11 protein-coding genes are annotated in these 23692 nt (G+C 38.1%); 8 read left to right on the forward strand and 3 right to left on the reverse strand.

Translation table 11 applies throughout. The features are described 5' to 3' along the window. Nucleotides 1-25: 25 nt before the first annotated feature. Together D9O48_RS18060 and D9O48_RS18065 are read right to left on the reverse strand one after the other, a co-directional pair. Nucleotides 26-712: a response regulator gene (locus D9O48_RS18060; protein ID WP_126974401.1), complete on the reverse strand. Its 687-nt coding sequence runs from the start codon at nucleotides 710-712 to the stop codon at nucleotides 26-28. Beyond that, nucleotides 705-1775: a sensor histidine kinase gene (locus D9O48_RS18065; RefSeq protein ID WP_199750616.1), complete on the reverse strand. Its 1071-nt coding sequence runs from the start codon at nucleotides 1773-1775 to the stop codon at nucleotides 705-707. The genes D9O48_RS18060 and D9O48_RS18065 overlap by 8 nt, the downstream gene beginning before the upstream one ends. A gap of 110 nt (nucleotides 1776-1885) precedes the next feature. Between D9O48_RS18065 and nhaA the strand changes: the two genes are divergently transcribed. Beyond that, complete coding sequence (gene nhaA / locus D9O48_RS18070; RefSeq protein WP_126974402.1) at nucleotides 1886-3079, forward strand: Na+/H+ antiporter NhaA; 1194 nt, start codon at nucleotides 1886-1888, stop codon at nucleotides 3077-3079. 211 nt (nucleotides 3080-3290) lie between these two features. On the opposite strand, the gene D9O48_RS18075 is transcribed toward nhaA, so the two are convergent. Further along, nucleotides 3291-7235 carry a hybrid sensor histidine kinase/response regulator transcription factor gene (locus D9O48_RS18075; protein WP_199750617.1) on the reverse strand — a complete coding sequence of 1315 codons (3945 nt, stop codon included), beginning with the start codon at nucleotides 7233-7235 and terminating at the stop codon, nucleotides 3291-3293. Nucleotides 7236-7425: 190 nt separating this feature from the next. Between D9O48_RS18075 and D9O48_RS18080 the strand changes: the two genes are divergently transcribed. From D9O48_RS18080 to D9O48_RS18110, 7 genes are all read left to right on the forward strand, one after another. Continuing rightward, complete coding sequence (locus D9O48_RS18080) at nucleotides 7426-10437, forward strand: SusC/RagA family TonB-linked outer membrane protein (protein ID WP_126974403.1); 3012 nt, start codon at nucleotides 7426-7428, stop codon at nucleotides 10435-10437. Between the two features lie 12 nt (nucleotides 10438-10449). Beyond that, nucleotides 10450-11949, forward strand: a complete 1500-nt coding sequence (locus tag D9O48_RS18085) for a RagB/SusD family nutrient uptake outer membrane protein (protein ID WP_126974404.1) — start codon at nucleotides 10450-10452, stop codon at nucleotides 11947-11949. Between the two features lie 27 nt (nucleotides 11950-11976). Then, nucleotides 11977-13434: a SusF/SusE family outer membrane protein gene (locus D9O48_RS18090; RefSeq protein ID WP_126974405.1), complete on the forward strand. Its 1458-nt coding sequence runs from the start codon at nucleotides 11977-11979 to the stop codon at nucleotides 13432-13434. Nucleotides 13435-13549: 115 nt separating this feature from the next. Further along, complete coding sequence (locus D9O48_RS18095; RefSeq protein ID WP_126974406.1) at nucleotides 13550-15295, forward strand: endo-dextranase; 1746 nt, start codon at nucleotides 13550-13552, stop codon at nucleotides 15293-15295. Nucleotides 15296-15305: 10 nt separating this feature from the next. Beyond that, complete coding sequence (locus D9O48_RS18100; RefSeq protein ID WP_126974407.1) at nucleotides 15306-17816, forward strand: glycoside hydrolase family 31 protein; 2511 nt, start codon at nucleotides 15306-15308, stop codon at nucleotides 17814-17816. A 14-nt stretch (nucleotides 17817-17830) separates the two neighbouring features. Next, nucleotides 17831-20515, forward strand: a complete 2685-nt coding sequence (locus D9O48_RS18105) for an alpha-L-rhamnosidase-related protein (RefSeq protein WP_126974408.1) — start codon at nucleotides 17831-17833, stop codon at nucleotides 20513-20515. A 151-nt stretch (nucleotides 20516-20666) separates the two neighbouring features. Continuing rightward, a complete protein-coding gene (locus tag D9O48_RS18110; RefSeq protein WP_158624939.1) occupies nucleotides 20667-23429 on the forward strand; it encodes a TonB-dependent receptor domain-containing protein in 2763 nt (920 codons plus the stop codon). Nucleotides 23430-23692: the final 263 nt, after the last annotated feature.

Raw genomic sequence — 23692 nt, forward strand, 5'->3', positions numbered from 1 at the left:
CTTCAATGATATTTTGCTGCTCAGTTTAGGTACTTTGCTGAAACCGGTAACCTATTCCGCTCTCGGTGATGATTAATTGCGGATGATTAGGATTTTCTTCTATTTTTTTTCGAAGTTGAGCAATAAATACTCTTAAATATTGTGTTTCTGCCTGAAAGCTCATGCCCCAGATTTCTTTTAATAAAAATTGATGGGTCAGTACTTTACCTTCGTTTTTGACCAGCATTACCAATAAGGAATATTCAGTTGCTGTCAGTTTCAGTACTTCGCCTTTGAACTTTACTACCCGGCCTACGAGGTCAATTTCAATATTGCCGGCTTCCAGTATCTGTGTTGTTTCGTCGGTGGTTTTATTTCTGCTGGCTGACCTGATTCTCGCCATTAATTCACCTACCCTGAAAGGCTTGGTCAGATAATCGTTTGCGCCCTGGTCAAGCGCATCAATAATATCATTTTCGTTACTCTGTACTGATAAGATCAGAATCGGTTTTGTATACCATTCTCTCAAAACTTTTAATACTTCGTGTCCTTTTATATCGGGTAAACCCAAATCCAGTACTATAATGTCGGGAATAAGATTAGCGGCAAGCAACAATCCTTCTTTACCCGAAGCTGCCTGGCGTACCAGATATCCGTTACTCACGAAATTAATTTCGAGGAGCCTGCGAATCTGTGGTTCATCGTCGATAATGAGTATGGTAGGTTTATTCATTTTTCAGATTCTTTAAGTAAGAAATCTCACAAGGTATGCTGATGGTGAATACGGCACCACCGCTTTTGTTGTTATCAACACTGATATTTCCGTGATGAGCTTCAATAAATCCTTTTGCAATTGATAAACCTAACCCTGAGCCGCCTGTACCCGAATTCGGCAATCGGTAAAATTTATTAAAAATCAGGTCGGCTTCCGAAGGAGGAATACCTTTACCATTATCACTTACTTTTATATTCAAATGACCGTCGGTATAACCGGTAAAAATGGTTACAGTAGATTTTACCGGCGTATATCTGACTGCATTATTGATAAGATTGTATAAAACGGTTTCTACGAGTCCGCGGTCTACTTTGAACAGAGGAAGCTTTTCATCCGGGTCGAATACAACGGTGTGGGTGTTGTTTTCTGGTAGTTTCCGGATAACAATAAAAATAAGTTCGTTGATATCGGTCCAGTCGGTTTTTAACTGGAAATTACCGGCTTCGAGCCTGCTCATATTCAGTAAATTTTCCACCTGTGTATTTAAACGATTACTGGCAATACCTATTTCTGATAAAAGTTCCATTCTCTGATCGGGTAGTAGTATCGTATCAGATTCTTTTAAAGTATCAATTGTTCCTATAATAGTGGCAATAGGTGTTTTAAGCTCGTGCGAAAGTGAGTTTAGAAGCGTATTGTATATTTTAATGGTGTTTTCTTTTTCTTCCCGGTCTCTGATTTTACTTTCCTGCTTCCGTAGCCGGTTGGTTAAAACGGCATTCACGAGGGCTATGAAAATATAGATGAAAAATAGCAGTGCACTTTCGGTGTCGTTAATTTTATAGTTGAGATAAGGTTCTATAAAAAAAAAGTTTAGAATCAGGGCACTGAGGATAGCAGCTATCAATACCGAAAATATATCAAAGAGAATGGCGAGCGTAGATACTGCCAGCAATAGAATCAATGCCACAGCCATATAGTCTACATATTTACGAAATACATATCCCAGTGCTGAAAGTGCAACTACCAGTACGATGCTGATAATTAACTGAGTGGCGGTACTCTTTTTTTTAGTGGGCAAAGCAGGTGTTTTTTTGATATATATACAAAAATAGTGACCGGGGTATAAAGATTTTATAAAGATCTCAACTACAGCTGTTATGTGTATGTATTCTTTATTATTTTTACCATATGGGAAATTCTTTGATCAATTTAACGGTTTTTAAGCACTTTTTGAAATCAAAAACAGCAGGCGGTGTTTTGCTGTTAATTTGTGTCATTCTCTCGTTAACAATTGCGAATTCTCCTCTTGGAGCCGATTTTGAACGGTTGCTTGATACAGAAATCGGGTTTGATACTGCCTCAGTGCATTTACGTTATTCAATTCTTTTATGGATTAATGACGGACTGATGGCTATATTCTTCTTATTGGTAGGACTTGAAATTAAGCGTGAACTGGTAGAGGGGGAGTTATCAAGTCCTAAAAAAGCTGCTTTGCCGATATTGGCTGCGGTAGGTGGAGTACTGGCGCCTGCAGGCATTTATTTCTTACTTAATAAAGGAACGGAAACCGCAGGTGGTTGGGGAATTCCGATGGCTACGGATATTGCTTTTGCAATTGCTATCATTACGATGTTAGGAAAAAAAGTGCCTGCATCTTTAAAAATATTTCTGGCAGCATTAGCTATCGTTGACGACCTGATGGCAATTCTGGTAATTGCTGTTTTTTATACTTCCGAACTACACTGGAATTATTTATTATATGCCGGCGGATTATTCGGGCTTCTGTTGGTTTTTAATAAACTTGGTGTAAAAAAGTTGATTTTTTATTTAATTCCCGGCGTATTCATCTGGTATTTTATACATCACTCCGGTATTCACGCTACCATTGCGGGGGTATTGGTAGCCATGGCTTTACCTACAACACCTGATGCGAAGGAATCTCCTCTTGAACGGTTAGAGCATATGCTGCTGAATCCGGTCAACTTTATTATAATGCCGTTATTTGCATTGGTAAATACTAATATACGTTTTCAGGAAGAAATGGTAGCAGGTTTGTTTACTCCTTTAGGTTTGGGTATTGTATTAGGTTTAGTACTCGGAAAACCTTTGGGAATCACCCTGATTTCATGGATTGCTGTAAAGTTGGGGGTATCTACATTACCGACTGCAGCCCGTTGGATACAAATTATCGGCGTAGGAATGTTGGCCGGTATAGGCTTTACCATGTCTATCTTTATAGCTTTGTTATCGTTTACAGGACACGAAATTTTACTGGCGGAGGCTAAGTTTTCTATATTAACGGCATCCGTACTTTCTGCTTTGTTAGGTTCTGCCTTATTGAGTGTAGTGGCTAAGAAAATTACTAAAAAAGAGGTGAGGTAAGCAATTGAAAATTGAAAGTGTGTATAACTCTTCTTCGTTAATCGAATATAGTGGGAATGAAGAGCTGCGTAGCCGTTTTCAATTTTCAATTTTTCATTAAAAGATCCTGCTTTGTTGCCTTCATCTTTTCACTTCGTTCATGTTTTGAATTGAATTTCTCAGTCAGTAATAATTTAATAGTTCGATAAGAATATTCTTTTTAATAGCGTTCTTATCCGATTTTATTTTCGGCTATATACTGACTGGGGCTCATTCCAAACTGTTTACTGAAATCTCTGGAAAAGTTGCTGCTATTACTATAACCAACCATTGAAACTACTTCTTTAATTTTTAACCCGTCTCCAATCAACAGTTCTGCAGACTTTTTTAATCTTGCAGCAATAATTAATTCATTGGGTGATAAATCGGAGATAGCTTTTACTTTTCTATAAAAAGTAGCCCGGCTCATATTCATGAGTTTTGACAGCTTGTCAACATCCAGATCGGCATCTGTAATATTTTCAAGAATATATTGATGCAATGATTCAATAAATTGTTGATCTACTGAAGATAGTTTTGCTCCTTTTAAATTAATAACCGCCCCTTTTGAAAAGTATTCCTTAATAATAGTTCTGTTTGCCAGCAGATTATTGATCTGAGCAGTGAGATGTTCAAGCGAAAAAGGTTTTTCAATATATGCATCGGCTCCAGCTTCCAGTCCTTCTATTTTTGAGTGAATTGTATTTTTAGCAGTCAGTAATACAACTGGTATGTGACTGTACTGAACATCACGTTTAATTTTTTTTGTGAGCTCTATACCATCCATCACCGGCATCATAATATCACTGATTACGATTTGTATGTTTTCTTTTTCGAGTATTTCTAATGCTTCTTTACCGTTATAAGCCGAATAGATACCGAACTCATCTTTTAGTTCTTTTTGAAGAAAGCGTACTATTTCTTTCTGGTCTTCAACGATCAGTATTTTTATTTTGTTTTCATCAATTTCAATTACCTCTGCAGGTAATTGGTCATCTGTTATTTTATCGGTAAAGTGTATTTCTTCTTCCTGATGGATAGGAATTGTTAACATGAACTCATTGAGGGTATCTTCCGTATTTCTTAGAACGAGTGAGCCATTGTGTAATTCAGCTAAAGACCGGGCTAGCGACAATCCGATTCCTGTGCCCGCAGCTTTGTCGGTTTCTTTGATTCTGTAAAATGGCTCAAAGATTTTTTCTTTTAATGATTCGGGTATTTTATAGCCATCGCTTTTTACACCGACTTCAAAAGACGTTGCATCACTGTAGAATGGAAACAACTTAACGGTTATTTTTTTGTCAGCGTATTTGATAGCATTATTGATCAGATTGGTAATTATTTTTTTTAGTGCTTCCGGGTCTACATAAGCTAATAATGATACACGGGGAATTTCTAAATTCATCTCCAACTTCCGTTGCTCAGCGGCAGGTAAAAAACTTTGATACAATTCTCTTAGTAATTCGTTGATATCGGTATTGATAAAATTGAGCGTAAATTTATTAGCCTCCGCTTTACGGAAGTCTAACAATTGGTCGGTTAATTCAATGAGCCGATTGGTGTTCTTTTTCATCATTGACAAGTTTTCTTTGTAAAGAGAATCGTTTTCTAGATCGGCGTGGAGTTTATCCAGCGGCAGTTTTATCAAAGTTAAGGGAGTACGTATTTCATGGGCAATATTGGTAAAGAACTCAATTTTCGCATGATGGATTTCGCGTTCCTTTTCACGTTCTACAAATTCAAGTCTTCTTTTGGTTCGTTCTTCATGTGCCAGATTGTAATATCTTATAATCAGGTATAGTACCGAAGCAATGATTAAAAAGTAAGCAAGGTATGCCCATCCGCTGAGATACCAGGGGGGGAGGATTTTTACCTGAATGCTGGTAATTGCTACATTATCATCTTCTACTGTTCTGCCTCCTTTCACCTTAAAAGTATAGGTTCCGGGTGATAGTTTAGTATAGTAAATAGTGCGATTGTTTTTTAAAAGTGTCCAATTATCATCCACACCTTCCATCTTATACAGGTATTCATTTTTTTCAGGAGTAATATAAGATAAGCAGGCTACATCAAAACTGATGTTTGAACTGTCATATGGCAGTGTTATGGATTGTGCGTAGAGAATAGACGACCCGGCAGGGTCTGTATTATCATGACTACTGATTGTAACATTGTTACTTTGAAACCCTGTTATATAAATTGGTGGTTTGTAGCCAGTTTCTTCAATCTGGTCAGGATGAAAGCTGATCATTCCTTTTACTGTTCCAAAATAAATCGTACCGTCTTTAGACTGATAGCTTGAGTTATAATTGAACTGTTCTGTTAATAATCCGTCGCTGGTGGTATATACTTTGGTTTGACCGGTAGCGGGTTGATAATGTACCAGTCCTTTCGAAGTGGTGATCCAAAAGGTATGATGGCGGTCTTCAACAATTCTGAAAACCTGAAAATCGTTGAGTAGCCCAAGCTGTATGGTTTCAAACTGCCGGGTATTGTAGTTTAATTTTGATATACCCGATTCTGTACAAAACCAAAGGTCTCGATTACTATCCTGATAAACGTTGTTTACAAAGTTGCTGATTAAAGAATGTTTGTCGTTGGCATCATGTAAAAACTTTCCTGTTTCACCGGTCGTTTGATGGCGCCAGTAAATACCTCCGCCGTAACTTGCTACCCATAGAATATTCTGATGATCTTCCAGCATGCTTTGAATGGGCACTGTAAAAAACGTATCATTTATAAAACGGTTGTTTTTCCGGTCATAGGTAGATAATCCGTTCCAGTTACCTACTAAGATTTCGTCTTTTTTTGTTTTATACAAGCTGACAATAAAGTTTCCGTTCAATGAACCTGGTTGTGGCCCGGTTTCATAATGACGGATAACTTTGCCGGTTTTTATATCCATTACATCCAACCCATGCTCATAAGTACCTATCCATAATTCGTTTTTAAAAGCAATCAGGCCGTGAATATTCTGATAAGCAATACTGCCGGGTTTACCGGAAGGAAGGTAGCTGGTGATTTGTCCGGTTTTTTTCTGAAGTTTATTGATGCCACCATCTTCGGTACCAATCCAGATATTACCATAATCATCTTCGCATATTTCATGTACAATGCTGCCACTTAATTGATTTTTAGAAGCGCTGGGATAGTATTTCTGAAAATAATTGAGTGCCGGGGCATAATAGTTAATACCACCGGAGAAGGTACCAATCCAGATTGCCCCTTCCTTATCTTTCCATAATGCATAAATAACATTATCGGTAAGTGCGTAAGGGTTGGCGTATTCTTTTATGATTTTCCGGGAACTGTGTTTTTTCAGATCTAATATGAATAAACCGATTTCTGTTCCTATCCAGTATGTATCTTCTTCCTGATGAATAATGGCGTGTATCTGATGAGGTACATGATCAGGCAGTAATGATTGTAATTTTTTACTTTTCAGCTCAAACAGATACAGGTTATTCATGGTACCGATCAATAGGGTTGAATCATTGACAGGATGAATTTTCTGAATGGTATTAATGGACACCCCTTTGTTAATGCCGGTTAAGTCAAATGTTTGAAGTGATTTACCTTCCAGGTTAATTTGTGTGATGGTTCCGTTTCTGTTTGCCACCCAGATAGATTGCCGGCTGCCGAATGCAAAAGCCGAAAGCTCCCCGAATTGTTGCAATACAAAACTGATTTTTCTTTTTTGTATGTTTAAACGGTATAGTTTCTGGTTAGAAATAAACCACATTTCGCCTTTACTGTCAGACTGGATATCTGTAACAAAAGGATGTTCGGAAAAAACCAGTTCAAATGATTCGGTACGGGGTGTATAATGATAGATTCCTTTGTAGGTACCGATCCATAAGTTCTGGCTGCTGTCTTCGCTGATAGAGGTAATGGAATGATTGCCGATACTATTCGGATCGTTCTGATCTGAACGGTAAACCTTGAAATGATTTCCGTCGAATCTGTTCAGTCCATTTCTGGTACCAAACCAGATAAAACCTTTGCTATCCTGTAAAATTGCTGTAATAGTATTGCTCGACAAACCATTGTCGACCTGGTAATTCTTAAAATAAACCTGCTGTCCTTTTACTGAAAAAGGAAGGATTAAAAGAATAATATAAAGATAGAGTCGTGTCAATTGCTTTAAATTCTGGTATCAGCATGTATATTAAAAATAATTCCTCTACCTCAAATTTAATAATTCAGATTGATACGGGATGATAAGTAATTGAAACGCTCTGAACAGCCCGATTTAACAATTTTAATTTTATTTGTAGTGTTTTCGCATTTCATTAGTCAAACTTTCTAAATACCAAAACGATTGCATTATGCAAAATTGCCAGTTACGGTCATTGATAGCATGGATGCTCATCATCCTTTCTTCTCAAGTATCATTTGCACAAAACGCTGCCATTGGTGGTACGGTTCGCTCTACAGACGATAAACCTATTGAGGGGGTATCGGTTAAAAGGGGGAGTTCCAACTCGGGCGTGTCTTCAGACAAAGAAGGCCGTTTCTCTATTAATGCTGCAGTGGGTGATACCTTATTCTTTTCTCATGTTGAATACGAACCTTTTCAGACGGTCGTTTCTGCCACTACCGATTTAAACATTGTACTGCAAACCAAATCTACTTCGCTCGAGAGTGTAGTTGTGATTGGTTATGGTACGCAAAAAAGAAGAGATTTAACGGGTTCGGTTGCTTCTGTTAACGGAAAAGACCTTGAGTCGCTACCCGTTCCGAATGTCGGTGAAGCCTTACAGGGCCGGGCTGCAGGAGTACAAATTGTTTCTGCCGGCGCACCGGGAAGCAATGTTACTATCCGGGTAAGAGGTACTGGTACCATTAATAATAGTGACCCCTTATTAGTGGTAGATGGTGTACCTACAGATCTTTCTTTAAACAATTTCAGTTCAGACGATATAGCGAGCATTGAAGTGTTGAAAGACGCTTCCGCAGCAGCTATTTACGGATCAAGAGGTGCGAATGGAGTGGTATTGATTACCACTAAGCGTGGTACAAGCGGCAGAAGTCAACTCGATTTTAAATCATTTGCCGGTGTACAAAGTAAAACTGCTGACGTAAATATGTTGAATGCCTATCAGTTCGCTTCCTTACATAACGAAATGATGGCGAACAATGGTCAGGCACAGAATCCCGCTTTTGCAGATCCATTATCCTTAGGAACCGGAACAAACTGGTTGAACGCCATGTTCAGAGCAAATGCACCGCTTCAAAGTCATACACTGGCTTATTCCGGCGGTAGTAATAAATCTACCTACTACGTTTCCGGTAATGTTTTTCAACAAGACGGTATCGTTATTAATACCAACTATAAAAGATATACTGTACAGTTTAACTCTACTTCTAAAGTGTATGACTGGTTACAGTTCGGAAATAACTTTACTTTAAACCATGATGTAAAGTCAAACGGTTCTTATGATATCCGTAATGCCATGCTGGCTTTACCTACACAATCTATTTACAATAATGACGGTTCGTGGGCTGGTCCGGTAGGACAGGCTTCATGGGTAGGAGATGTGGCAAACCCTATCGGAAAAGCCACTTTAAATACTAATGTAACCAAAGGTTATAATGTTTTAGGTAATATCTGGGGAGAGGTAAAACTGTTTCCGGGTTTAAAGTTTAAAACAACAGGAGGTATTCAGGCTTCTTTCTGGGATAATAAAAATTGGGCACCGGCTTATAACTGGCAGCCGATAGCACAGGAAATGAGTTATCTGGGCCAGAGCTACAATAAAGCCATTACTTATCTCTGGGATAACTATTTCACTTATGATACTTATCTGGGTGACGCTCATAAGTTAAGTGTAATGGCGGGTACCAGTGCTCAAACCAACAGATTTGATTACATGAACGGATCTATTCAACAGTTTGCAAGTAATGTAACGCAACAGTTGAATAGCGGAACTTTATTGCCCACCGTTGGTGGTAATGCAAATGAATGGGCATTGTTATCGTACATGGGTAGAGTGAATTATGCTTTCAATGATAAATTACTGGCAACAGTAACAGTACGCAGAGATGGTTCTTCACGATTCGGAAAAAATAATCGTTGGGGAACATTCCCCTCTGCCTCTATCGCCTGGAGAGTATCTGACGAACCTTTCCTGAGCGATATCAGCTGGTTAAATGACCTGAAAATCCGTGCCGGTTATGGCGTTACCGGTAATCAGAATATCGGTAACTACTCATTTGCTTCAGTATACAAAACGGTACAATACAATTTTAACGGACAGGCGGTCAGTGCTATCGTTCCGGATATGATTCCAAACCCTGGTATCAGATGGGAGCGTGTAGAGCAATCTAACCTGGGTATCGACGCAACTTTATTCAATAAAAGAATAAATGTAATGGTTGATTTGTATATTAAAAATACTAACGATATGCTGGTTCCGATGTCAGTACCTATTTCAACCGGCTATTCTGATATCAATGTTCCACAGATCAACTTAGGTAAAGTTCAGAATAAAGGTGTAGAGATTGCGATCAATTCTACGAACCTTGAAGGTAAGTTAGGCTGGACGACCAACTTTAATATTTCATTCAATCAAAACAGAATTCTCCGTTTGAATGATACTATTCCGATGTATACAGGAAGTATCGGTTTAAGCCAGAACCTGACTATTCAACATCCGGGCGGATATCCGATCAATGAATTTTATGGCTTTGTGACCAATGGAATTTTCCAGAATCAGGGTGAAGTAGACAGATATGCTGTACAAATTCCCGGATCCGATCCTTTTAACAGAACCTCACCCGGTGATATCCGTTTTAAAGATTTAAATAATGATGGCGTAATAGATGATGATGACAGAACTTTCTTAGGAAACCCTAATCCTACTGTTATTTTCGCCATGAACAATACATTTACCTATCAGGCATTTGATCTGTCAGTGTTTTTACAGGGCGTGGCCGGAAATAAGATCTTTAATGCAAACAGAATTTATACAGAAGGTATGGCAGTCGCATATAATCAAACCACTGCAGTACTGGATCGCTGGAGAGGCGAAGGAACCAGCCATGTGATGCCAAGAGCTGTTTATAATGATCCTAACAAAAACGCAAGAATCTCTGATCGTTTTATTGAAGACGGATCTTACTTCCGCATAAAGAATGTAACCTTAGGATATACATTGCCCAAATCTGCTCATTCAAAATCAGTCATCAACAATTTAAGAGTGTATTTGTCTGCACAGAACTTATTCACTTTTACCAAATACACAGGATTTGATCCTGAAGTTGGTGCAAATGGTATTGACTTAAATGTTTATCCTGTAACCAGAACCATCAGTGCAGGTTTACAATTAACCTTTTAAAAAGTAGATGCAATGAAAAAGTTACTATATATATCACTATTCATTACCGGAAGCGGTTTAGTAAGTTGTAATAAATTTTTAGATAAATATCCCCTTGATTCGGTGAATACCGAAAATTACTGGCTCACTGAAAGTGACGCCATCAGTGCAATCAACGGCGCTTATCAACCGTTGCAATGGCCGAAATTGTATAATATGCGTATCTGGACAACTGACATCTGGGCGAACAACAGCATCGTAGGTGCAGGTGGTGGTACCGATGGTATCGAAACGGTAGATATTGCCAATTTTGTTACCACAACCGATAATGCAGCAGCACTTGATATCTGGAGAGGACCAGCTCCGGGTATTTTACGCGCTAACCTGGTAATTGAAAATGTACCGGGAATGAACATCAATGCTGAGGTAAAAAACAGAGTGGTAGGAGAAGCAAAATTTCTCAGAGGATTATACTACTTTTTATTAGTACAACTATTCGGGGATGTTCCTTTAATTACTGTAGGACAAACTCCTGATGATGATCTTCGGCCAGCCAGAACTTCAAAAGATGTTGTATACAATCAGATCATTACTGATCTTAAAGACGCAGTACAATTACTACCAGACAGAGCTCAGTATGCTGCAAAAGACATTGGCCGTGCTTCGAAAGGAGCTGCCATGGGCTTGTTGGCAAAAGTATACCTTACGTTAAAGAACTATCCTGAAGTAATCAGATTATGTGAAGATATCAATACATTGCAATATCAGTTGAACACAGATTATTCAGATAACTTCAACGTCAGAACAGAAAACTCTATCGAGTCATTATTCGAAGTTCAATATATCGGTAAAACAAGTTTCGGTTTCTGGGATAACGAAAACCAGTCAAGTTGGTTAAGTACTTTCATGGGCCCCCGCAATAGCAATTTTGTAGCAGGTAGTTATGGATGGAATCAACCTACCGAAGAATTTGTAAGCGCATATGAAACCGGAGATGTTAGAAAAGCGAAAACAATTTTATACGCCGGCGGGCCAACATTCGATGGCAATACTTATCAGGCTACCTATTCTACTACCGGATATAATGTAAGAAAGTTTTTAGTAACCAAAGGCGACTCTCCTGATTATGATACGAATCCTCTGAACTTTCCCGTATTAAGATTCGCAGATATACTCTTGATGTGGGCCGAAGCATTAAACGAATCAGGAAGAACAAATGATGCACAGGCACTGGCTACGGGTATCAATACCGGAGGCCCTTTAAACAGAGTAAGGTTAAGAGCCGGATTAAATAATGTGCAAGGTTTAGACCAGGTGGCGCTCAGAGAAAAAATCAGACATGAAAGAAGAATGGAACTGGCATTCGAAGGACACCAATGGTTTGATCTGATCAGATATGATAACGGTGCTTACGCATTAAACTTTTTCCACAACATCGGAAAAACAAATGCAGCAGCCAAACACCTGTTATTGCCGATTCCTCAAAGGGAAAGAGACGCAAATCCAAACCTGCAACAAAACAACGGTTACTAATTTACTACTTACTCAATTTTGATTGTTATGCATACTCAAAATATTAATAAAAAATTACTCACCTTTTTAACCATCTGCTGCCTCTCGATCGTAGCCTGCTCAAAAGTAGACCGGATGATTCTGAATAAAGGTGAAACACCACTGGCTATCAGTGCAGATAAAAAAGAAATCGAACTGATCGAGAAAAATTTTAACGTTGACGGTGTGCAGTTTACCTGGACAACAGGTACTAATGGAGGTACTGACCAGTCTATTGCTTATACCTTTGTTTTAGACATTGACGATGAAACTAAAACCAATCCGATTATAGTTTCACTGGGAAAGGCTAGTTATAATTACAAATACACGGTACAAGAACTGAACCAGTTACTGGTTGACAGATGGGGAATTACACCCGGAAATACCGTATCTCTAAAAGCCAAAGTGTATAACTCATTAGGAACAGCTACTACTTTTCACGATTCAACAGATTGGTATAATATATCTGTAAAAACATATATACCTGTTACTAAAACTTTATATCTCATCGGAGATGCAGCTCCGGCAGGCTGGAGTGCTGATAATGCACCCGCAATGGATTTAAGTGCTGTAGCTCCAGGTAAATTTACCTGGAGAGGAATTTTAAATGCCGGCGCATTGAAATTCATTACTACTCAGGGAGAATTTGTTCCCAGTTATAATAAAGGTCAGAACGATTTTTCACTGGTGTACAGAACCTCATTTGATCAACCTGATGAAACATTTTTAATTGAAGAAGGTGGACTTTATGAGGTGAGTATAGACTTATTGCATCTTACTATCAGTATTGCTGCTTCTGCAGAACCTGCTTACAGCAGACTATGGATGCTGGGTGATGCGATTCCTACAGGATGGAATATTGACGATCCGGCTGAAATGCGCGTAGATGAATCTAACAAGTTTGTGTTTACGTATAATGAAGTATTGAGTGTGGGAGAATTTAAAATACCGGTTGCTACAGGAAACTTTTCAACCGATTATTATATGCCACTCGAAAATAATCCTGCTCTTTCAGAAACCGGTGCTCAATTAGTAGTGGGAGGTAACCCTGATTATAAATGGAAAATTACTGAGGCAGGTCCTTATAAAATTAAACTAAACATTCAGGTACCATCTATCTCTATCGAGAAGTTTGTACCGTTCGAAAAAATTTACATGGTAGGAGATGCTTCACCTGCAGGTTGGAATATAGATAATCCGTTCGAACTAACTAAAAACCCGAATGACCCTTATGAATTCACCTTTGAAGGAACACTGAACGTAGGTGAATTCAAATTACCCGTAGAAAAAGGAAATTGGGGAGGAGACTTCTTTATGCCGGTGATGAACTATCAGGACTTAAGCAAAACAGAAATGAAATTTGTACCGGGAGGTTCTCCTGATAACAAATGGAAAATAAACGAAGCAGGAACTTACAAAATAGTAATCAATCAATTCTATGAAACGATTGTGATTACGAAATTATAAGACTAACTAAATGAAAATGTAAGAGGGTGACAATAAAAGGTGATAAAAATACCAAAGGTTTTCATCCTCTTACTACTTTTCATCTCAAATCGTTCATTGAATAATCCGACAAATAATGAGAAAGTACTTTATATATCTGGGGGTTTGTGTTTTGTTCTCTTGTAAAAAAGATAGCCCTCAAAATGATCCGGTTACTTATGGAAACTCTTTTGTTTTATCCATCATTGCTGATAAATCTGTTTACCATCCGGGTGATGTGGTAAATTTCAAAGTAAATAAACCGGCAGAAGGTGAGATGACCATCCGTTACCGGCATTTGAATGAAACTATCAGCGAAAGCAGATGGAGTGGCACCGGTTGGACATGGACAGTTCCTGCTGCCGACTTTAAAGGTTACATGGTAGACCTTTATACTAAAGCCGCTGACGGAACTGATTCGGTTTTGGCAAGTGCAGGGATAGATGTATCAAGCGACTGGAATAAATTTCCACGTTACGGTTTTTTATCCGGTTATGGAAACTATTCAGAAGCTTCGATGAAATCAGTACTCGACAAACTTACACGTTATCATATTAATGGAATTCAATATTATGACTGGTTGTATAAGCATCACTGGCCTCTAGGCGGTACAGCCTCCAACCCAATGTCAATGTGGACGGAAATCGCTAATAAAGAAGTGTATTTAAATACATTGAAATATTATATAGATGAAGGCCACAAAAGAAATATCAATTCTATGTTTTACAACCTGGCTTTCGGGGCATTGGAAGATGCTATGTCAGACGGCGTAAACAGAGAATGGTATTTATTCAAAGATAATCAGCATACCGAAATAGATCAACACTCTTTACCAAAACCATATTTCAAAAGTAATATTCTGCTGACGAATGCAGGAAATGAGAACTGGCAACAATATATTATCGGAAAAAATGCAGCGGTATATGCTACATTGAATTTTGATGGTTATCACGTAGACGCTTTAGGTGAAAGAGGAACTTTATACGATTATGATGGAAATGTAGTAAATCAGCAAGCTACCTATCGTAGTTTTCTTGAGGCAATGAAAGCAGCACATCCGCAAAAAAAACTGGTAATGAATGCTGTAAATCAAAACGGTCAATTAGCTCATATTCTGAAATCACCTGTTGAGTTTCCTTATACGGAAGTATGGGCACCGAATGAAACGTATGAATCGTTAAGAAAAATTATAGCTGATAACTTTGATGCCAGCAATGGTAAAAGTACCGTATTGGCAGCTTACATGAATTACGATAAAAGTTCATCTAAAGGATACTTTAATACACATGCTGTTTTATTAACCGATGCAGTAATTTTTGCATTTGGTGGAGCACACCTTGAACTCGGTGAGCATATGTTGTCGAACGAATACTTTCCGAATAATAATCTCATGATGCAGGATGATCTGACCATTGCTATTACAAAGTATTATGACTTTCTGGTAGCTTATGAGAACTTATTGAGAGACGGTGGAACTTTTGACAATACCAATATAGAATGTACCGATGATCAGTTTGTTGTTCAAAACTGGCCGGCTTCAGGTGGCAGAGTTGCTGCTATTTCTAAAAAAGTAGATAACCGTCAGGTGTTTCACCTGATTAATTTTTCGAAGAACAGTTCTTTAAATTGGAGAGATGCGAACGGAACAGCTACTGCTCCAACTTTATTCAAAGAGGCAGCGCTAAGCTTCCAGTCTTCAACGCCCGTTAAAAAACTATGGCTGGCATCACCGGATGCTGATCACGGCGTGGCTAAAGAAATTTCATTCACACAAACCGGCAATACCGTTCAATTCAACCTGCCCTCTCTGTTGTATTGGAATATGATTGTTGCTGAATATTAAAATATCTGGTATGCGTTATTTATCTCTGTTTGTTTTATTGCTGGTGAATACCTTTTTATTGAATGCCCAAACCAAAGTTTTACAAAAATGTGTGGGATACAAGGTTTTTGATAATATGGTGGTGTTTAGTTTTGAGAATAACCAGCACATGGCTATTAAAGTATGTTCTGAATCTTTACTGAAGTTTCATTATTCCCCTGATGAAAAACCGGTAGATAAAGATTTTGCGAATACTCAATCTTATGCTGTAGTAAATGAAACGTTAGGATTCGAAGGAAAAATTAATATTGAAGAATCACAGCAGGCGTATGAATTTTATACGTCAAGATTACGTGTTCGTGTAAATAAAAATCCTTATCAGTTACAAATATTTGATAAATACCAAAAACTATTATTGAGTGATTACAATGATCAGGGGCTAATAAAAAATGAAGACGGACTGGTTACCTATAAAACACTTAGAAGGGATGAACAGTTTTTCGGACTAGGGGAAAAATCAGGAAACCTGAACAGAAGAGGTAAAGAATTCACTATGTGGAACAGTGATAAACCCTGTTATGGTGTATATGAAGACCCATTGTATAAAAGCATTCCTTTCTTCTTTAGTAGTTATAAATATGGCGTATTCTTCGATAACACTTATAAAACTAAATTTAAATTCGGTTCTGAAAGTAATAATTATTTCAGCTATGAAACGCCCGGTGGTGATTTTACCTGGTATTTTATTGCAGGTACAGATTTTAAAACCATCATCTCTCAATATATAGATCTTACCGGTAAACCGATCATGCCTCCGAAATGGGCACTGGGTTTTGCTCAGTCAAGAGGTATGTATACTTATGAAAAACAAGCACTGGAAATTGCCGCAGAGTTCAGAAAGCGTCAGATTCCCTGCGATATTATTTATCAGGATATCGGTTGGGTAAATGACTTACAAAGCTTTAAATGGCACAAAGACCGCTATTCGAATCCTAAAGAAATGTTGAAAAAATTAGATGCAGCCGGCTTTAAGATGATTTTATCACAAGATCCGGTCATCTCTCAATCTAACCAGCAACAATGGAAAGAAGCAGATGCACTTGGTTACTTCGCAAAAGATATCCGTACGGGAAAATCATATGATATGCCATGGCCGTGGGGTGGTAATTGTGGAGTGGTTGACTTCACTAATCCTGCAGTAGCTGACTGGTGGGGCCAATTACAACAGATGCCGGTGGCAGATGGCGTAAGAGGGTTCTGGACTGATATGGGAGAACCGGCATGGAGCAACGAAGCTGATCAGGACAGATTGTTTATGCAACACCACGACGGTATGCATGATAAAGTTCATAATGTATATGGATTGACCTGGGATAAAGTTGTAAAAGAACAATTCGAAAAACATAATCCGGGTAAAAGAATTTTTCAGATGACAAGGGCTGCCTATGCCGGCCTGCAACGTTACACATTCGGTTGGTCGGGCGACAGCGGAAATGGTGATAATGTACTGGAAGGCTGGGGACAACTGGCGAATCAGATTCCGGTAGGTTTATCTGCAGGTATGGGAGGAATCCCTTTCTGGACAACAGATATATCAGGCTATTGCGGTGATATCAGTAATCATCTGGCCATGGCTGAACTATATGTAAGGTGGATGCAGTTCGGAATGTTTAATCCGTTGAGCAGAGCCCATCATGAAGGAGACAATGCCGTAGAACCCTGGATGTTTGGTGAAGAAGCTGAAAAGTTGTCAAAAGCCGCTATAGAATTAAAATATCAGTTATTCCCATATATCTATACACAAGCAAGAATAGCACATGATCAGGGATTACCCATCATGCGTGCATTATTTCTGGAGTATCCGAATGATGCAGAAACTTTCAGAATAGACGATCAGTTTATGTTCGGCGAATCTATGATGGTGGCACCTGTTGTAAAAAAAGGAAGTACCAAAAGAGCAGTTTATCTGCCGGAAGGTGAATGGATTGATTTTAATAACCCTTCCACGATATATGATGGCGAACAAACCATTCAATATCCGGTAACATTGTCAACGGTTCCCATTTTTATCAAAAAAGGAGCAATTATACCAATGATGCCGGTAATGCAATACATCCATGAGAAAAAAGATTTCCCGCTTGTATTGTATGTTACAAAACCTAACGAAGCACAGTCGATAGCCTTTAATCTTTATGAAGATGATGGAGAATCTACCGATTATCTGCAAAACAAACATTCTAATACCCGTTTTGAATTAAGAACAGAAAAAAATGCCGCTGTGGTTAAAATTTATCCTCGTGAGAATAAAGGATATATACATGACGGAAAGAGAGGTTATATCATTAAAACACCGGCAACTAAAAAGCCCGGAAGTGTTATAGTAAATGATAAAAAGATAAAATCCGGAAAAATAAAATTAATCCAACAGCTCATTACTGCAATACCCGAGAGTAATACCTGGTATTGGAGTGCAGACGAGCAAATGATATATGTAACTGTATTAGAAAATCAACAAACTTCTACTATTACGATACAACCTTAAAAAGAAACAAAAGAATGAGTACTGTGAAAAAAGTTTTAGGCACATTCCTGTGTCTCTGGGGAGCGTTTGCTCATGGGCAGGAGAAAAAGATCTGGACATCTGATGCTTACAGTATGTACAATGATAAAATTGTACAAGGCGATTATACTGCACGCGTTTTGAATGGAGAACATATTATTTCCGATTATCAAAGTCCGGCGAATCTGTTTAAATCCTCCGCAATTTCTTTTAAGTTTAGTATTAACGGTAAGGATAATGAAATGGTGAGTGGAAACGATCATCTTTTTGTGCTGCCTGAAAATGAATTACATGTAGCTACACCACTCATCGAGTTCGGAAAACAAATAAAACCGGCTGCTGCTGAAAAAGCAGGATTTCTTTTGCCCGGCGCTACACTTACATTCAGAGTAGACCTTCGAAAGGTACACCAGGCATTTAAAGATCAGGGTTATTACACAACATTTAACGGACAAAAAATATACGCCAGCGACTTTAAAGGCGTATATGTAGCAGGTGGATCAGCACCCATGACCTGGGATTTTGATAATCTGATGAACTTCTCGCATCTTCAACTGAAAGATGATGATGGTGACGGTATTTATGAACTCACACTGGAGTTAAATAAAACAACCGGAGAAGTAAGTGCAGTAGAAGAATGGAAACTATCAAAAGATATAACAGCATTTCCCCGATTAGTTGCTGATAATACTTTGATGAAAGCAATGTATCAACTTTCGCTGGAAGAAATGCTGAATGCAATAGAAGCAGACAGCACTTTGCGTACCGGCCAGGAATGGGCGGGCGTATGGACGCGTGACGTAAGCTACAGTATTATTCTGGCAATGGCAGCGCTTCAGCCTGAAGTGTCTAAAATCAGTTTATTGAAAAAAGTAAACAGAAACGGAGTGATCGTACAGGATACCGGTACTGGCGGTGCCTGGCCTGTTAGTACCGACAGAATGATCTGGGCAGTAGCAGCCTGGGAAATTTATAAAGTAACCGGTGATAAAAATTGGCTAGAACAAGCGTACACGATTATAAAAAAATCATTAGACGTTGATATTAAAAATATTCTGGATCCTTCCACGGGATTGGTAAAAGGAGAATCTTCTTTTCTGGATTGGAGAGAACAAACATATCCGAACTGGATGGAACCGGCAGATATTTTTGAGTCACTATCACTTGGAACCAATGCCGTTCATTACCAGGCTTATCATTTACTGACGGAAATGGGTAATGCTTTAGGCAAAAATGCAGAAGTTAAAAAATATGGTACACTCGCCGCAAACATTAAAGCCGGTATTAATAAATACTTATGGTTGGAAGATAAAGGCTATTACGCACAGTTCTTATATGGAAGAAATACTAAAATAGTTTCATCACGTGCAGAAACGCTGGGAGAAGCTTTAACCATATTGTTTGATATTGCAGATGATAACAGGAAAAAAAGAATCATTGAAAGTATGCCGGTTACACCATATGGTGCTGCTTGTATTTATCCTCAAATTCCCAATATCCCGCCTTACCACAATAATGGAATATGGCCTTTTGTACAGGCTTACTGGATGTTAGCTTCCGCAAAATCAAAAAATGAACCGGCTGTATTGGAAAGTATTGCTGCTATTTACAGACCGGCAGCCCTGTTTCTGACTAACAAAGAAAATTTTGTTTCAGAAAATGGTGATTATCTCGGTACCCAGATAAATTCGAGTAATATGTTGTGGAGCTTGTCTGGAAATCTAAGTATCATTCATAAAGTTATTTTCGGAATTCAACATGAAAATCAATATTTGAAATTCACTCCTTTTATTCCTGAACCGCTGAAAGGAAAATATTCATTACAGAACTATAAATACCGTAATGCTAATATTGATATTGAAATTTCAGGTTATGGTGATGCGGTTAAAGCCTTTACTGTTAACGGAAAAACTGCTACTGATTTGATTATTCCCGCAACAATGGAAGGAAAAATCAGCATTCGTATTGAAATGAATAATAAGTTTGAAAGTAAAAGTCAGATGAACCGGCAGCCAGTGCTGTTTTCACCGGCAGCGCCTGTTGCGGAAATAAAAACAGATAAACTGATATGGAATGCTGTAGCAGGTGCAGAAAAGTACCAGATTATCGAAAATGGAAAAACAATTGCATCCATTACCGGAACCAGCTTTTCATTGCCTCTGAAAAAAGGTGCAGTCGAGTATCAGGTAAAGGCTATCGATCAAAATAATATTCCCTCTTTTGCCAGTGAACCGGTTATAAAAGAGAATACGGCTCACGTAATAAAAAAAGAGTGGGAAGATTATTATTCTACAGCGGTATTACCTGCGAATGGCTATTCCGGAAAAGGATATATAGAAACCGCCAATGATGTTAATAATGAGCTGGTATTGGAGGTGGAAGCACCTAAAAAAGGAGCGTATATGGTGAGAATTGTTTATGCGAATGGAAATGGACCGTTTAATACTGACAATAAATGTGCAATCAGACAATTAAGTGTAAATAATATAAAACAGGGAATCATGGTTTTTCCACAACGCGGAAAAGATGAATGGAGCGATTGGGGGTGGTCAAATACAATCACTGTTAAGTTGAAGAAAGGAAAGAATAAAATCCGGCTGAAGAAAACCCCTGACCAGGATAATATGAATATAGACGTGAACCATGCATTATTAGATTATATAGAATTCATTCAACTCTGATACTCGAAGTGCGCTTACCGAAAGGAGGCGCACTTTTTTTAATTAGTGTAAATCAGCGTTAAATAAGGTTAAATTTCGACATAAAACGCTTGCTATATAATGATTGTGAGCATATTCTTACTATTTTAGAGGCATGCCAAACACTAAATCAATGAAGAAGATACTTATCTGCTCGTTTCTTCTTTGCAGTATGATTGTTACCTATGCTCAGAATAATGGATCGATTGCGGGCCAGGTAAAATCATCTGATGCCGACCCTTTATCTTTTGCTACGATTACTATTTTTAAAACAAAAGACACCAGTATTGTAAGTTATAAACTAACGGATAAAGACGGTAAATTTCAAATCGCTTCTTTGCCTGTCGGAATTGATTTGACATTACTGGTAAGTTTTACAGGTCAGCAATCACACAGAGAAGTGTTTTCTCTTACAACAGAGTCTCCTAAAAAAGAATTCGGAATTATCTCCATGATAGAAGATAACGATATGCTGGAAGAAGCAATTGTTAGTGCAGAACGTCCTCCGATCGTTATGAGAAAAGATACGATTGAATTTGATGCCGCGGCATTCAAAACCCTCCCTACGGCAATGGTAGAAGATCTCCTGAAAAAATTGCCGGGTGTACAATTAACGGAAGATGGCCAGTTTATGGTCAACGGAAGAACTGTCAACAGAATTCTGGTTGACGGAAAAGAGTTTTTCGGCAATAATGTGCAAACCACTACACGCAATTTACCTGCATTTACAATCAGTAAAGTGGCTGTTTACGATGACCCCAGAGATCTGATGGACGATCCGTATAAGCCGAAACATCAGGTTGGACAAGTAGTAAATCTTAAACTCAAGAAGGAATATAGAAAAGGACTCTTCGGAAAAGTTTACGCAGGTGGTGGAACTGACGACCGATATGAAATCGGAGGTATCGTCAATATGTTCAGAGATACTACACAAATCAGCTTGCTGGGATATTCGAACAACTTGTCTAAAAGCTCTTTCTCTGCCAGTGATATGATGAATCTGGGTGGAATGAATCGTTCCCCGATCCGCTCCATCAGTGTTAATTCTGGCGGAGGAATCGCATTCAACGGAATTTCAACCGGTGGTATGAATTCAGGAATTGAACAAGTGACAGGTGGAGGTATTAACCTGAATCACGTCTTTAAAAATAATCTGTCAGTATCTACTCAATACTTTTACAATCGGGCTGATAATTTGCTGGATACAAGATCACGAACAGACCAGTTTATTGTGGATACCATTTTAACAACGAATGCCAGTTCCAGTGTAAAGTCGATCACCAATACGCATGTAGTAAATGTTAGTTCTTTCTGGAAAATAGACAGTGTTACTACTATGCGTCTTGATCCTTCGCTTACGCTGACGAATGGCAGAACCATACGCCCCGGTTATTCGGAAATGATCAAGAATGAAACCGAAGAACTTAATAATAGTACACTGGACGGTAAAACATTTAATGACCGTCTGAACTACGACCACCAGTTTCACGTAAACAGAAATCTGAATAAAAAATGGTTGATTGGTGTTACAAATGTTGTTCGTATAGATAATACCGATCAACAATTGATAGATAATGTATTGAACTTCTATTTTCCCGGTGATGCATTGAGTCAGAATCGTCAGCAAAATCAGGACAGGGTTCAGCAAAGCATTGACAACTCTCTTAACCTGACTCACTATATTAATTCTACATGGTCGGTTAATTACAGATACCGTTATCAATATGAAAAGCAAAAGAGTGGGGTGTATACCTATGATGCATTAAACCCTAACGATGTATATGATATATTCATTCCGTCTTTATCTGACGACTTTGGAAGAAGGGTAAATGAACATAATGGAAATATTTCTATCGTATATAGAACTGCTGACTGGAGAATTTCTCCAACGCTCAGATATGTTGACTTAGGAATGCAGAACGATTTCATCACGCTGGGCAACAGACGTAATTATAACTTCAATTACTTACTTCCCAGTTTAAATATGGAATATAAAAAGCTTTCCCTATCTTTTTCTAAAAATGTAAATCTCCCTGAGTTAACAACCATGCAGCCGGTAGCCAATGCCAATAATCCGCTTCGGATTATAATTGGTAATCCGAACCTGAAACCTGAGGAAAGTGCATCATTCAATGTAGCGGTAAGAAATTTTGGTAAACCGGATCAATACTACAATGTATCAGCCAGCGCAAGTATTTATGAAAATGCTGTAGTAGAAAGCAGAACCGTAGATCCGAAAGGTGTGCAAACCATTGAATTTATACAGGTGGGAGGAAGAAGATCAGCACAGTTAAACGGTGATTATAATAAAACCTGGAAGAATACTACCGATCAGAAGTTATCATTGGGTATAAACTCTTTTATCAATATCAATGAAAATCCAAGCTTCTTAAATGGAGAGGAAATTTCGTCGGAAGTTTACTCATACCGTGTAGGTTCAAGAGTAGGGTTTATTCATAAGAATTCATTGGAAGTGAACCTTAATTTCAGAGTAACCTATATTGATAATAAATTCAAAAATCAGAATGTGCAGGATTTTGCTTATAACCTGAAAACATTCGACGCAAACATAACTTATCGACCGATTCCAAAGATTGTATTGAACTCTAATTATAGTTTAACCTACAATCAATTGATTGCTGACGGTTTTCAGAAATATGTTCAGTTATGGAACTTGTCGGGTACTTATCAGTTCGGAAAAAATATGGGAAAACAAATTACTTTATCTGTATTTGATGTGCTAAACGATAACGTGTCGGTTCGAAGAACGGTGATGAGTAACTATATAAGTGATGTTCAAAACCGTATTCAACAACAATACTTTTTACTCACCTTCAGTATGAATATAAACAATTTTACACCGAAACAAAGCGGGTTCCGCATTTTTGGCATGTAATAAGTAATATAGATAATTTAAAAGTGGTTGATATACATCAACCACTTTTTTTATGTAATTTATCTGTATTTAAATCTATTTTCTTTTTGATAACGTATAATATAGAAGAACTTAATATTGATTTAAAAATTTTACTTATGAAATGGTGTTATTCATTATTGATGGCATTCTTATTATTGGGGTGTAAAAAAAATGGTGAAAAGTGAAATGAGGAAAAAGTACCGGATATAGGTCAGCAACATAACCTGCTTTTAAACGATTTG

This window comes from Gynurincola endophyticus (assembly GCF_003991195.1).
Taxonomy (GTDB): domain Bacteria; phylum Bacteroidota; class Bacteroidia; order Chitinophagales; family Chitinophagaceae; genus Gynurincola; species Gynurincola endophyticus.